Below are 13,688 nucleotides of genomic sequence, written 5' to 3'. Positions count from 1 at the left end.
ATGACCCCGCCGACGGCCGCCGTGCCCACCGCCACCTACCGGCTGCAGCTGCAACCGGACTTCACGTTCGCCGATGCCGAGGCCGCGGTGCCCCGCCTCGCCGCGCTCGGCGTCTCCCACCTGCACCTGTCCCCGGTGCTCCAGGCCGCGCCCGGCTCCACGCACGGGTACGACGTGGTCGACCACACCCGCGTCAGCGAGGAGCTGGGGGGCGAGGAGGGGCTGCGAGCGCTGTCCCGCACCGCCCGCGCGCACGGCCTCGGCATCGTCCTCGACACGGTGCCCAACCACATGGCGGTCCCCGTTCCGGAACACCTCAGCCGTCCGCTGTGGTCGGTACTACGGGAAGGGACGGACTCCCCCTACGCACGGTGGTTCGACATCGACTGGGCGGCGCTGGACGGCAAGATCCTCATGCCGGTCCTGGGCGCCCCGCTCGACGAGGTGCTGGGCCAACTGGCCGTCGAGGACGACACGGCGCTCGGCGAGCCGGTGCTCCGTTACTACGACCACGCGTTCCCGCTGCGCGCCGGCACCGAGGCGCTGCCGCTGCGCGAGCTGCTGGACGCCCAGTGGTACCGGCCGGCCCACTGGCGCGAGGCCAGGACCGATCTCAACTACCGGCGCTTCTTCACCATTTCCGACCTGATCGCGGTCCGCGTCGAGGACCCGGAGGTCTTCGACGCGACCCACGCCAAGCTCCTGGAGCTGCTGCACGACGGCGTCGCGGACGGCCTGCGCATCGACCACCCCGACGGCCTCGCCGACCCCGCCGGGTACCTGCGCCGGCTCTCCGACGCGTCCGGCGGCCGCTGGACCGTGGTGGAGAAGATCCTCGGCCACGACGAGGCGCTGCCCGCCGACTGGGCCTGCGCGGGGACCACCGGGTACGACTCCCTGGACCGGGTCGACGGGCTGTTCGCCGATCCGGTCGGGGTGGAGCGGATCACGGCGGGCTACGCCGACTTCACCGGCCAGGAAGCCGACCGGGGCGGCGAGTGGGGGCCGACCGCACGACGGGCCGCGTACAAGATCGTGACGCGGGACCTGGCCGCCGAGGTGAGCCGGCTCGGCCGTACCGCCGCCCGCGCGCTGCCCGGGCAGGATCCGGCGGTGCTGCGCCGGGCCATCCGCGAGGTGCTGGTCCGGCTGCCGGTCTACCGCCCCTACGTCGTGCCGGGCCAGGACGCGCCCGCCGAGGCCGTCACCCTGCTGGAGACCGCGGCCCGTGAGGCGGGGGTGCCGGCCGCGGCGGAGATCCGCGACCTCGCGCTCGGCGCGGACGCCGGCTTCGCGGTCCGCTTCGCCCAGGTCGCCTCGGCGCTGCACGCCAAGGCCGTCGAGGACACCGCCTTCTACCGCTGGTACCCGCTGCTGCCGCTCAACGAGGTCGGCCGGGACCCGGCGCACCCCACCACCACCCCGGAGGAGTTCCACGCGTTCTGCGCCCGCCTGCAACGCGACTGGCCGGCGACCGGCACCGTCCTGTCCACCCACGACACCAAGCGCAGCGCCGACGTCCGCGCCCGGCTCGCCGCGATCTCGGAGCACCCCGGTCTGTGGCGGTCCTGGCTGCGCCGCGAATCGGACCACCTGCGCAGCTACTTCACCCGCGCCGGCATCGCGCTCGTCGACCGGCACGCGGAGTACCTGGCCTGGCAGTACGCCGTGGTCTTCTGCAGCTACGGCGCCGAGGAGGTGGTCGCCGCGACGCTGCTGAAGTCGGAGCGCGAGGCGGGGCTGCGCACCAGCTGGACGGAGCAGGACACGGCGTACGAGAAGCGGCTCGACACCTTCGCCCGCGAGCTGATCACCGGGCCGACCTACTACGCGACCGCCGACATCTCCCGCGCGATCGAGGCCCCCTCCCGGGTCAACCGGCTCGGCGCGGTGCTGCTGCAGCTGACGATGCCGGGGGTGCCGGACATCTATCAGGGCGACGAGCACCCCCAGCTGCTGCTCGTCGATCCCGACAACCGCCGCCCCTACCGGCCGGCGGACCGGCGGGACGGCCCGAAGGAGCTGGTGACGACGACCGCGCTGCTGCTGCGCCGTGAGCACCCGGACTGGTTCGGCGCCGAGGCCACGTACGAGCCCCTGCACGCGACCGGTCCGGCCGCCGCCCACTGTGTCGCGTTCGCCAGGTCCGGGCGCTCGATCACCGCCGTCACCCGTCTGTCGCACGGGCTGGAACAGGCGGGCGGATGGGGGGACACCGGGCTGACCCTGCCGCCGGGCGACTGGACCGACCGGCTGACGGGCACCCACCACCGCGGCACCGTCCCCGTCGCGGACCTGTTCGCGACGCACCCGGTGGCGCTGCTCACGTCGTAGGGCCGCCGTCCCGGCCGAGGGCTCCCCGGTCGGTGTCGGGGAGCCAGTGCCTGGCGGGGTCGTAGGCCAACCAGTCGTGGACCCGTGCGGTGCGGGCGAAGGCGTCGAGGAGCGGTCCCAGGGCCGGGTGACCCTCGCCCGCGCGCCAGATGACGTGCCAGGCGTAGAGCGGGGTCGGGTCCACCACGGGGATCTCCACCAGACCCGTGCCGGGCGGGATCTCCACGTCGGTGGGCAGCAGGGAGAAGTGCTCGGGACGGCCCCGGAGGTGGTCGAGGAAGGGTTCGAGGCCGAGGTTGATCCCGCCGAAGTCCCCGGGGATGTCGAACCGTTCGACGAAGCTCCGCAGGAAGTCGAGCTTCTCCCTGGCCGCCGGGAACCACAGGCGGCTCGTCCGCAGGTCGTCCGGGCGCAGCGCCGGGGCCGCGGCGAGCGGACTGTCCCGGCTGAGCACCGCCTTGACCGGGTCCAGCCGCACCAGCCGCCGGGTCAGGGCGCGCGGCCAGGGCTCGTCCAGATCGTGGGTGCGGCCGAGCGCGAAGTCGATCTCGTCGGCCCGCAGCCCGGACAGCGCGGCCGCGAATCCGGGTCGCAGGCTCAGCTCGATGTCCATGTCCGGCTCCTCGCCGACGACCAGCCGGATCGTCCGCAGCGGGACGAACATGTGGCCCCACACCGTCACCCGCAGCGGCCGCTCACTGTGCCGGGCGGCCGCCACCGCGGCCTCCCCGGCCCGTACGACGTCCCGGGCGGGCCCGAGGAACCGCTCCCCGGCGGGGGTGAGTCCGACGCTGTGCCCGGTGCGGTCGAAGAGCCGCACCCCGAGCGCGTCCTCCAGCCGGGCTATGCGCTTGGACAGGGCCTGCTGGCTGAGGAACAGCTCGGCGGCCGCCTGTCCGAAGTGCAGCCGCTGCGCCGTGACGACGAAGGCCCTGACCTGAGCGAGATCGAGATCCACCGCCGACGTTCCCCCGTTGCTGTGCGGCTCATGCCTGCCGGGTCGGCAGCACGATCACCTGGCGCAGGTTAACGTGCGCGGGCCGGCTGGCGACGAACCCGATGAGGTCCGCGACATCGTCCGACGACAAACTGCCCATCGCGTCGAACATGCCCCCGAGCTGCGCCGACAGCTCCTGGTTGTCGATGTGCCCGCCGAGCTCGGTGTCCGTCAGCCCCGGCTCGATGTTGGTGACGCGCACGTCGCGCGGCCCGAGTTCGGCGCGCAGCAGCGTCGACAGGTGGGTGAGCGCGGCCTTGGTCGCTCCGTAGACGGCGTAGTTGGGGAACGTGAGGTGCGCGCCGATCGAGGAGATGTTGACCAGGTCGGCCGGCCGGCCCTCCGCCGCCGCGGCGACGAGGTCGGCGGTGAAGGCGCGGATGATCCGCAGCACGCCCGTCACATTGGTGTCGATCATGCGGGACCACTCGTCGATCCGACCGTCCTCGAGCGGGTTCGGCAGCATCACGCCGGCCGAGTTCACCACCAGGTCGACGGCTCCGTACGCCTGGTGGATCCGCTCGGCGGCCGCGTCCACGGAGGCGCCGTCGGTGACGTCGACCGGTACGGCCAGCGCCTGGCCGCCGGCCGCGGTGATCTTCCCGGCCAGTTCGTCCAGCCGGTCCGCGCGGCGGGCCAGCAGCGCGACCCGGGCGCCGTGCGCGGCGAGCAGCCTGGCCGTGGCCTCCCCCATGCCGCTGGCGGCTCCGGTGACGACTGCGGTGCGGCCGGCGAGGTTGTCGTAGCTCATGCGAGGTGCTCCCTGAAGTGGTGGTGCGAGGTGTCCTGCTGACGTGCTCCACTCTGCGAGTTGTCGCGGGGCCTACCCAGGGCTGTGCTGTTCCTGGGTCTGTCGGAACCAGGCTCGCGTTCGGCCCGCGATCTAGGCTGCTTTCCATGGACACAGATCTGAGCGGGTTCCTGCAGTCGCGCCGCGCCCGTATCCAGCCCGAGGACGTGGGCCTGCCGTCGCACGGGCGGCGGCGGGTGCCGGGGCTGCGCCGCGAGGAGGTCGCCCAGCTCGCCGGGGTGAGCGTGGACTACTACATCCGGCTGGAGCAGGGCCGCGGCCAGAACGTGTCCGACTCCGTGCTCGACGCGATCGCGCGGGTGCTGCGGCTCGACGAGACCGAGCGGGAACACCTGCGGGCGCTGGCCCGGCCGGCCCGTACCGCCCGCGCGGCGCCGCGCGGCAGCACGCGGGTGCGGCCGGGGCTGCGGCTGCTGCTCGACACGATGAGCGGGCCGGCCTTCGTCCTGGGGCGGCGGATGGACGCCCTGGCGTGGAACGCGCTCGCCGACGCCGTCTGCGGGTTCTCGAGGTACCCGGACGGCGAGTGCAACATCGCCCGTTCGGTCTTCCTCGACGAGCAGACCCGCGGGCTGTACCCGGACTGGAACGCGGTGGCCGCCGAGACCGTCGCGTATCTGCGGCTGGACGCGGGGCGGCACCCGGACGACCAGCGCATGGCGGCACTGATCGGCGAATTGTCGCTCAAGAGCGACGAGTTCCGGCGGCTGTGGGCCGACCACCTCGTCAAGGAGAAGACGTACGGGGTGAAGCGGATCGCCCACTCCGTCGCCGGGGAACTGGAGTTCGGCTACGAGACACTCGCGCTGCCCGGCGACCCTGACCAGACGCTGGTCGCGTACACCGTCGCACCCGGCTCCACGACGGCCGAACGGCTGGCGCTGCTTGCCAGTTGGACCACGGAGCCGGCCGTCCGGTCGCGGTAGCGCCCCCTGGGGTGCGCTGACAACCGATGGTTGTCGAGACCGCCAAAAGGCTGTTGGACACACCCTTTGACCTGCGGCTTTCCTTGATCTCAGCGCGGTGCACCCGCACCGCGCCGGATCGAGGGACAGACGATGAAGGCACTGCTGCCCACCGGGCACCCCGACGCCATGGTGGTCCTGGGCGACGCGGAGGAGCCCCGGCCGGCGCCGGACGAGGCGCTGGTCAAGGTCGAGGCGTTCTCCGTCAACCGCGGTGAGGTCTTCCGGCTGCACGCCCCGCGCCCCGGGCAGCGACCCGGCAAGGACATCGCCGGCCTGGTCGTCCAGGCCGCGGCGGACGGTTCGGGCCCGCGGGCCGGACAGCGGATCGTCGGCCACCCGGCGGGCGGCGGCTGGGCCGAGTACGCGGCCGTCCGCACCGACGCGCTCGCCGTCCTGCCCGACGGAGTCTCCTCGATCCGTGCGGCCGCGCTGCCGCTGGCCGGGCTCACCGCGCTGCGGTTGCTGCGCACCACCGGCTGTGTGTCCGGGCATCCGCTGCTGCTCACCGGCGCGTCCGGCGGCGTCGGCCACTACTTCACCGAACTGGCCGTCGGCGCGGGCGCCGAGGTCACCGCCGTCACCGCGACGCCCGAACGCGGCAGGCGGCTCGCCGAGTTCGGTGCGACCGTCGTCCACGACCTGGCCGACGCCCGCGGCCCCTTCCACACGGTGCTGGAGTCGGTGGGCGGCGCGTCCACCGCCCGGGCCTTGGCGCTGCTGCGGCCGCGCGGCACGCTGATCTGGTTCGGCCAGGCCTCCCGAGAGCCCGCCGAGCTGAGCTTCTTCGCCTTCTTCCAGGGCCCCCGCTCCGCCGCCGTGCGGCACTTCCACTACGAGCACTTCGACGAGGCGTTCGGCCCCGATCTGGCCGCCCTCGTCCGGCTGGTGGCGAACGACCGGCTGCACCCGGAGATCGGGCGTCTGGCCGCCTGGCAGGACACCGCCGCCACCCTCAACGACCTCCGCGACCGGCGGATCGCCGGCAACGCCGTACTCACGATCGGACAGTAGAGATGACCGCCCTCACCACGCCACCCGCCACCGCGGTCGACACCGCCGGCCCGGACGCCACCGCGCGGATGACCTCCCGCCAGCGCCTCGTCCTCCTGCTGCTCCTCGGCTCGCAGTTCATGCTCGCCGTCGACTTCTCGATCCTCAACGTGGCGCTGCCCGACATCGGCCACGGCCTCGGCTTCTCATGGGCGAACCTGCAGTGGATCGCCACCGCGATGATGCTGCCCGCCGCCGGGTTCACGCTGCTCTTCGGCCGGCTCGCCGACTTCGTCGGACGCCGCCGGATGCTGCTCGCCGGCATGGGCCTGCTGGCCGCCGGCTCGCTGGCCGGCGGGCTGGCCACCGGTCCCGAGATGCTGCTCTGCGCCCGCGTCGCCCAGGGCCTGGCCTCCGCGATGGCCACCCCCGCCGCGCTCTCGCTGCTCACCACCTCGCTGCCGGAGGGCCCGCTGCGGGCCAAGGCGCTGGGCCTCAACGGCACCCTCATGTCGGCCGGCTTCACCGTCGGCGCGATCGCCGGCGGTGTCCTCACCGACCTGCTGAGCTGGCGCTGGGCCTTCTTCCTCAACGTGCCCGTCGCGCTGGTCGTCCTGTTCGCCGCCCCGGCCGTGATCGAGGAGAGCCGCGGCGCCCGCTCCCAGCTCGACGTCCCCGGCGCGATCACCGTCACCGGCGGGCTGCTCGCCCTGGTCTACGGCGTCACCCTGGCCGGCGAGCAGGGGTGGACCGACCCTGCCGCGCTCGGCTGCCTCGCCGCCGCCGCTGCGCTCTTCCTCGCCTTCTGGCGCGTCGAGCTCCGCGCCGAGGCCCCGCTCGCCCCGCTGCGGGTCCTGACCCGGCACACCGTCAAGTGGGGCAACCTCGGCGGTCTGGTCACCTTCGCCATGGAGAGCTCGGTCGTCTTCCTCCTGACGCTGTACATGCAGCAGGTGCTGGGCTACTCGCCCCTGCAGACCGGTCTGGCGTTCTGCGCGCTCGGTGCCGCCGCCTTCGCCGGGGGAATGGCCACCCCGCGGCTCATCGGACGGCACGGCACCCGCGCCGTCCTGTCCTGCGGGCTGCTCGTCCAGGCCCTGGCCACCGCCGCCTTCGTCCTGCTCGGCACCGACGGCGGCAGCGCCCTGACCCTGCTCCTCGCCGCCTCGGCGGCGGGCGCCCTCGGCCATGTCTCGGCGATCGTCGGGTACATGGTCACCGCGACCTCGGGTCTGCCCGATGACGAGCAGGGGCTGGCCACCGGGCTCACCTCGATGACCCAGCAGGTCGGCATCACGATGGGCATCCCGGTGCTCAGCGCGATCGCCACCGCCCGCACCACCGCGACCGGTTCGGTGCTCAGCGGCATCCACGCCGCACTGCTGGTCGACGCGGTGATCGTGCTGGCCGGGTCGGCCCTCGTCTTCGCCGGTCTGCGCCGCCGGTAGGCCTGCGGTCGGCGCGTGGAGGAGTCCCGTACGGCAACAGCCCTGCGGGACTTCTTCGTTCCGTTTTCGCACACGTCGGCGATCGCCCATACTCACCGGCGTGACCACCGACTACCGCGACTCCACCGGCCAGGAGACCCTGCGGGTCAGCCCTCTGGAGCTCTTCTTCGACCTCGTCTTCGTCTTCACCGTCACCCAGCTCACCGCCAGCCTCGCCCACCACCTCGACGGGGGCGGGCTGCTGCGGGTCGTGATCATGCTCGCGCTGATCTGGTGGATGTACGACGCGTTCATCTGGCTCACCAACGCGATGCCGCCCACCACCCCCAGCCGACGCGGGCTGATGCTCGCCGGGATGGCCGGCTTCCTGATCATCTCGCTGGCCGTCCCGCACGCCTTCGACGGCAGCGGTGTCGTCTTCGGCCTCGCCTACCTCTTCGTCATAGCCGTGCACTGCGGCACCTTCGCCGCTTCGGGCGTGACGCTCAGCTCGGTGGCGCGCATGGGCGGCCTGAACGTCCTCAACGCCGCCCTCGTCGTCATCGGCGGCTATCTGCGGGGAGGCGTCCAACTGGGCCTGTGGACGGTGTCCCTGGCCATCCTGCTCGCCACGCCCCGGCTGGTGGACCTGGGGGAGTTCACCATCCGCTGCGGCCACTTCGTCGAGCGGCACGGCCTCATCATGATCGTGGCGTTCGGCGAGTCCGTGATCGCGATCGGCGTCGGTGTCGGCGACGCCCAGCTCACCGCGGGACGGGTCAGCGCCGCCGTCCTGATGCTCTGCGTCTGCCTCGGGCTGTGGTGGGCGTACTTCGGCCACGGGGACGACGAGCGGGGCGAGCACGCCCTGGCGCGACTGACCGCCGCTCAGCGGAACTTCGCGGCTGTGCGGATCTACAACCTCGGCCACTACGGACTGCTGCTCGGCGTCCTGCTCTTCGCCGCGGGCGTCAAGTCCGCCGTCGGGCACGCCGGCGACCACCTCGGCGACGCGCAGGCCTGGGCGCTGGCGGGCGGCATCGCGCTCTTCCTCACCGCCGATGCGGCCGACCGCCACGCCATCGGACTCCGTCCGCTGCTCCCCCGGCTCTGCGCCGCGGGCCTGCTCGCCGCCACCGTCCCGCTCGGCACCCGCCTCACGGCGCTCACCCAGGTCGGCGGCGCCGTCCTGGTACTGGCGCTGTGCTTCGGCTACGAGGAGCTGACCGCGCGCGGCGCGCCCGCACCGGCCGGCACCGTCCAGGCGTAGCGGCGCTTCTCGCGGGAGGTGGCGCCGAGCCGGTCGTAGAAGCGAATGGCGCCCTCGTTCCAGACGGGGGTGTTCCACTGCACCTCCTCGAGGCCGAGCGCCGCCGCCTCGGCCGCGACGGCGTCGATCAGCAGCCGGCCGAGGCCCAGGCCGCGGTGGTCCCCGTCGAGGAAGAGGCAGTCCATGTGCAGGTACTCGTGACCCGACCAGGTGGCGAACTCGGGGGTGCAGGTCGCGTAGCCGGCCAGGGAGCCGTCCCCGAGCTGCGCCACGAGGCAGATCAGCCGCGGTTCCGCCCGGTCGAAGAGCGCGTCGGCGAGCCGTTCCGCGAAACCCGCGGCGGGCGGGTCGGCCTCCTCGTAGACGGCGTGGGCGATGGCGAGTTCCGCGACGCGGGGCAGGTCGGACCTGGTCGCATGCCGGACGACGGGTACTGCCTGGCTCTGGATCATCAAGCCAAAATAGTGCCTGGACAGCCTCGCCGGGACCGGCCCCGGCGGCCGCGCCGTCCTGGGCGAGTCATACCGCATGATCGCCGACGGCGGCGACCGCCGTCCCAAGCGACCCGGGTCGCGCCGCGCGACGGTGCCGTCGTGGCCCGCGCCGCACGGTGGGCGGGCCCTGGTGCCCGGCCGCCCGCGAAAACGTAGGGTGCGAAGGTCCGCCGAGATCCCCCGGGGTCCCGGCAGGCCGACGGACGTGCCCGACGGAGCGGAGGAGCCGTAAGTGCTGTTCGAGGTGTGGGCGCCGAACGCGGGGCGCGTCGAGGTACTGACCGGTGACCGTACCCATCCGCTGGCGGCGGATCCGGCCCGCGCCGGCTGGTGGCGCACCGAGGCGCCGGCCGGCCGGGACGGCCGCTACGCGTACGTGCTCGACGGCGGGCCCCCGTTGCCCGATCCGCGCTCGCGCCGCCAGCCGGAAGGACCGGACGGCGCCGGCGCCGTCGTGGACCACGACGCCTTCGACTGGACGCTGCCGTGGGACGGCCGCCCGCTGCCGGGCGCGGTGCTGTACGAGCTGCACGTCGGCACGTTCACCCGCGAGGGCACCTTCGACGCCGCGATCGGGCGGCTGCCGCATCTGGCCGCGCTGGGCGTCACCCACGTGGAACTGATGCCCGTCTGCCCCTTCCCCGGCACCCACGGCTGGGGGTACGAGGGCGTCTCGCTGTGGGCCGTCCACGAGCCCTACGGGGGTCCCGACGGGCTCAAGCGGTTCGTGGACGCGGCCCACGCGCACGGCCTCGGTGTCGTCCTGGACGTGGTCCACAACCACCTCGGCCCCTCGGGCAACTATCTCCCGCCGTTCGGCCCCTACTTCACCGACCGGCACCACACACCGTGGGGCGACGCCGTCAACCTCGACGCCCCCGGCTCCGACGAGGTCCGCGCGTTCCTCATCGGCAGCGCGCTGGCCTGGCTGCGCGACTACCACCTCGACGGGCTGCGGCTGGACGCCGTCCACGCGCTCGTGGACACGCGCGCGCGGCACTTTCTGGAGGAACTGGCGGCGGCGGTCGACGGGCTGTCGGAGTCGCTGGGCCGTCCGCTGTTCCTGATCGCCGAGTCCGATCTCAACGACCCGCGCACCACGACCCCCCGCGAGGCGGGCGGCCTCGGCCTGGCCGCGCAGTGGAACGACGACCTCCACCACTGCCTGCACACCGCGCTGACCGGTGAATCCCAGGGCTACTACGCCGACTTCGCACGCGAGCCGCTGGCCGCGCTCGCCAAGACCCTGACCCGCGTCTTCTTCCACGACGGCACCTACTCGTCCTTCCGCGGCCGGTGCCACGGCCGCCCGGTGGACCGTGCGACGACCCCGGCGCACCGCTTCCTGGCCTACTCGCAGACCCATGACCAGGTCGGCAACCGCGCCACCGGCGACCGGCTCACCCCGGATCGGCTCGCCCTCGCCGCCGCGATCGTCCTCACCTCGCCCTTCACGCCGATGCTCTTCATGGGCGAGGAGTGGGGCGCGGGCACCCCCTGGCAGTTCTTCACCGATCACGACGACGCGGAACTGGGCGCGGCCATCACGCGAGGCCGCCGCCGCGAGTTCGCCGGGCACGGCTGGTCCGAGGAGGACATCCCCGACCCCCAGGACGCCGCCACCCGTCTGCGTTCCTGCCTCGACTGGTCGGAGCCGGAGCGGGAACCGCACGCCCGGCTGCTCGGCTGGTACCGCGAGCTGATCGCGCTGCGCCGGGCCGAGCCGGAGCTGTCGGGGGCCGGGCTCCTGACCCCGCCGCCCGACATCGGCATCAGCGGCGAGGTCCTGACCGTACGGCGCGGGCGCTTCCTGACCGCGGTGAACTTCTCGGACGAACCGTCGGCCGTCCCGCTCGCCGGGCCGTTCGCCGACCGGACCGCGGCCGTCTCGGTCGCCGCCGCCTGGCTCCCCGGCGACCCGCCGGGCCCCGACCGCGTGCTGCGCCTGCCCGGCCGCGCGGCCGTGATCCTGCGCAGTACGGTGGACGGGTGACCGAGTGCTACGCCGACCCCGGCGAACCCGAGCCGGCCCCCGCCCCGCCCGTCGTGCGGGACGGGCCGCGCGCCGACTGCGTGCTGTGCGGCAAGCCCACGGAGTATCCGGCCTCGCAGCCCGGTATGACGATGTGCCCGCTCTGCGAGTGGCAGGAGGCGCAGCGCACCGCCTGTTCGGGGTAGCGCCGGCTCCCGTCAGGTCGTGAGCAGCCGCGCCCGGCACTCGTCGACGTCGAAGTCGCCCTTCGGATACCGCGGGTCCATCAGCTCCAGGTGTTCCAGCAGCAGCTTGCTGACCGCCCAGTTGCGGTACCACTTGCGGTCGGCGGGGACGAGGTACCAGGGCGCGGCGTCGGTGGAGCACTTGTCCAGCGCGACCTCGTACGCCTTCTGGTAGTCGGGCCACAGGGCCCGTTCCTCGATGTCGCCGATGTTGAACTTCCAGTGCTTCTCCGGGTTGTCGAGCCGCGCCAGCAACCGGTCGCGCTGCTCGTCGTGTCCGATGTGCAGGAAGATCTTGACGATGGTGACGCCGTCGTCGACGAGCGACTGCTCGAACGCGTTGATGGTCCGGTAGCGCTTGGACCAGGTGGCGCGCGGCACCAGGTTCCTGACCCGGACGATCAGCACGTCCTCGTAGTGCGAGCGGTCGAAGATGCCGATCTCGCCGGGGTGGGGCAGCGCCCGGTGGATCCGCCAGAGGAAGGGGTGCTGCTTCTCCTCGTGCGTCGGCGCCTTGAAGGCGCGCATCCGCAGCCCGGACGGGTTGAACTGGCCGACGACGTGCTTGACCGTGCCGCCCTTGCCGGAGGTGTCCATGCCCTGCAGCACGAACAGCAGCGCGCGCGGATCGCCCGCCGTGCTCTGCGCGAAGAGCCGTTCCTGCAGTTTCGCCAGACGGACGCCCATCTCCGCGGTCTCGGCGAGCGCCTGCTTCTTGCCGGGCGGCCCACCGGGGGTGCCGCGCGAGTCGTGCGCCTTCAGCCGGACCGGTGCGCCGCCCGGTGTCACCCGTAGCAGTGAACGGAGGTCGGCGACGGGACCGACATCATCGTCGCCGCGCCCGCCGCTCTTGCCCCGCTGACCGCTCTTGCCGCGCTTCCCGTCCTTGGCCATGCTTTGATCCTGCGACGGATCAGGCGGAGGCGCCAGCTCCGGGCAGTCTGCCCCGGCCTTCGGCATGGTGGACCCCAGCGTCGCGGGCGAGCGCGGTGAGGCGGGATATGGCGCGGAAGTACTTCTTGCGGTAGCCGCCGGCCAGCATCTCCTCGCTGAAGATCCGGTCGAACGGGGTGCCGGAGGCCGCCACGGGCACCTCGCGGTCGTACAGCCGGTCGGCGAGCACCACCAGCCGCAGCGCCGTGGCCTGGTCGGTCACCGGCCGCACGCCCCGCAGGAAGACGGCGTCGACGCCGTCGCACAGCGCGCCGTAGCGGCTGGGGTGGACCCGCGCCAGGTGGTCGAGGAGCGGGCCGAAGTCGTCCAGGGAGGCGCTCGGGGTGCGGTCCGCGGCCTCGGTGACCTGCCGGTCGGACCAGGGGGCCGGGGCCTCGGGCAGCCCGCGGTGCCGGTAGTCCTGGCCGTCGATGCGCAGCGGCAGGAAACGGGAGGACAACCCCTGGATCTCCCGCATGAAGTCGGAGGCGGCGAAGCGGCCCTCGCCGAGCTTGCCGGGCAGCGTGTTGGACGTCGCGGCGAGCTTCACGCCCGCGTCGGCGAGCTTGCCGAGCAGGGAGGAGACCAGCACCGTGTCGCCCGGGTCGTCCAGCTCGAACTCGTCGATGCAGACCAGCCGGTGACCGCTCAGCGCCTGCACCGCCTGCTGGAAGCCGAGCGCCCCGACGAGGTTGGTGAGCTCCACGAACGTGCCGAACGCCTTCAGCTCGCGCGGCGCCGGGGCCGCGTGCCAGAGCGAGGCGAGCAGGTGGGTCTTGCCGACGCCGTACCCACCGTCGAGGTAGACCCCGCCGGGCCCGGCGGGGGCCGGGGCCTCGCGGCGGAACCAGCGCCGCTTGCCGCCGCCCACCGCCGTCGCCCCGCCGAGGGTCGCCGCGAAGCCGCTGAGCGTCTTCACCGCGTCCGACTGGCTGGGCTGGTCGGGATCCGGTAGGTAGTTGTCGAACCGGACGGTGTCGAAGCGCGGCGGCGGCACCATCTCGGCGACCAGCCGGTCCGCGGGCACCTGGGGCGTCCGGCCGCACAGGGTGGCCGGGCCTCCGGCGGCGGACTCGGGGCCGGTGGTCTGGGCGAGGGCGGAGACAGGGGTTGACACAACCATTCAGCCTAGTCCTCCCGGCACGCGCTACCACGCCAGTGTGGCGGACCCCACTCCCGCGGGGGCGGCGCCGGAGACCGGCGGTCCGATCGTCGCCCTGGGAAGAGGCCCGTGCCAGACTGCGGGG

The 13,688-nt window shown here is 73.4% G+C and carries 12 protein-coding genes; 7 read left to right on the top strand and 5 right to left on the bottom strand.

What is annotated here, in order from left to right; genetic code table 11:
- Entirely contained in the window at window positions 1-2,334 is a 2,334-nt protein-coding gene (gene treY, locus M2266_RS27565; protein ID WP_277440607.1) for a malto-oligosyltrehalose synthase, read from the top strand.
- On the opposite strand, the gene M2266_RS27560 is transcribed toward treY, so the two are convergent.
- Window positions 2,324-3,292 (bottom strand): LysR family transcriptional regulator, encoded by a 969-nt coding sequence (locus tag M2266_RS27560; RefSeq protein WP_277440606.1) that lies wholly within the window; start codon window positions 3,290-3,292, stop codon window positions 2,324-2,326. The two genes, treY and M2266_RS27560, sit on opposite strands and share 11 nt — an antisense overlap.
- 28 nt (window positions 3,293-3,320) lie before the next feature.
- Window positions 3,321-4,082, bottom strand: a complete 762-nt coding sequence (locus M2266_RS27555) for an SDR family oxidoreductase (protein WP_277440605.1) — start codon at window positions 4,080-4,082, stop codon at window positions 3,321-3,323.
- Window positions 4,083-4,228: 146 nt separating this feature from the next.
- Between M2266_RS27555 and M2266_RS27550 the strand changes: the two genes are divergently transcribed.
- The 4 genes from M2266_RS27550 (at window position 4,229) to M2266_RS27535 (ending at window position 8,797) form a co-directional block, all read left to right on the top strand.
- Window positions 4,229-5,068 carry a helix-turn-helix transcriptional regulator gene (locus M2266_RS27550; protein ID WP_277440604.1) on the top strand — a complete coding sequence of 280 codons (840 nt, stop codon included), beginning with the start codon at window positions 4,229-4,231 and terminating at the stop codon, window positions 5,066-5,068.
- Window positions 5,069-5,200: 132 nt separating this feature from the next.
- Window positions 5,201-6,121, top strand: coding sequence for a zinc-binding dehydrogenase (locus M2266_RS27545; protein ID WP_277440603.1), 921 nt, complete (start codon window positions 5,201-5,203; stop codon window positions 6,119-6,121).
- A 2-nt stretch (window positions 6,122-6,123) separates the two neighbouring features.
- Window positions 6,124-7,548 carry an MFS transporter gene (locus tag M2266_RS27540; protein ID WP_277440602.1) on the top strand — a complete coding sequence of 475 codons (1,425 nt, stop codon included), beginning with the start codon at window positions 6,124-6,126 and terminating at the stop codon, window positions 7,546-7,548.
- A 100-nt stretch (window positions 7,549-7,648) separates the two neighbouring features.
- Window positions 7,649-8,797 carry a low temperature requirement protein A gene (locus tag M2266_RS27535; RefSeq protein ID WP_277440601.1) on the top strand — a complete coding sequence of 383 codons (1,149 nt, stop codon included), beginning with the start codon at window positions 7,649-7,651 and terminating at the stop codon, window positions 8,795-8,797.
- On the opposite strand, the gene M2266_RS27530 is transcribed toward M2266_RS27535, so the two are convergent.
- On the bottom strand, window positions 8,740-9,249 hold the full coding sequence (locus tag M2266_RS27530; RefSeq protein ID WP_277440600.1) for a GNAT family N-acetyltransferase: 510 nt from the start codon (window positions 9,247-9,249) through the stop codon (window positions 8,740-8,742). The two genes, M2266_RS27535 and M2266_RS27530, sit on opposite strands and share 58 nt — an antisense overlap.
- A 274-nt stretch (window positions 9,250-9,523) precedes the next feature.
- Here M2266_RS27530 and treZ point away from each other — a divergent pair, with 274 nt between their 5' ends.
- Window positions 9,524-11,284, top strand: a complete 1,761-nt coding sequence (gene treZ, locus M2266_RS27525) for a malto-oligosyltrehalose trehalohydrolase (RefSeq protein ID WP_277440599.1) — start codon at window positions 9,524-9,526, stop codon at window positions 11,282-11,284.
- Window positions 11,281-11,469 (top strand): hypothetical protein, encoded by a 189-nt coding sequence (locus M2266_RS27520; protein WP_277441435.1) that lies wholly within the window; start codon window positions 11,281-11,283, stop codon window positions 11,467-11,469. Before treZ ends, M2266_RS27520 begins: the two co-directional genes overlap by 4 nt.
- Before the next feature lie 12 nt (window positions 11,470-11,481).
- Here the strand turns inward: M2266_RS27520 and M2266_RS27515 are convergent, their stop codons facing one another.
- Together M2266_RS27515 and zapE are read right to left on the bottom strand one after the other, a co-directional pair.
- Entirely contained in the window at window positions 11,482-12,402 is a 921-nt protein-coding gene (locus M2266_RS27515; protein WP_277440598.1) for a polyphosphate kinase 2 family protein, read from the bottom strand.
- A gap of 19 nt (window positions 12,403-12,421) precedes the next feature.
- A complete protein-coding gene (gene zapE, locus M2266_RS27510; RefSeq protein WP_277440597.1) occupies window positions 12,422-13,564 on the bottom strand; it encodes a cell division protein ZapE in 1,143 nt (380 codons plus the stop codon).
- Window positions 13,565-13,688 lie beyond the last annotated feature (124 nt).

It is taken from the genome of Streptomyces sp. SPB162 (assembly GCF_029504575.1).
In the GTDB taxonomy this organism is placed as follows: domain Bacteria; phylum Actinomycetota; class Actinomycetes; order Streptomycetales; family Streptomycetaceae; genus Actinacidiphila.
This window is presented reverse-complemented; position numbering and strand designations above follow the sequence as displayed.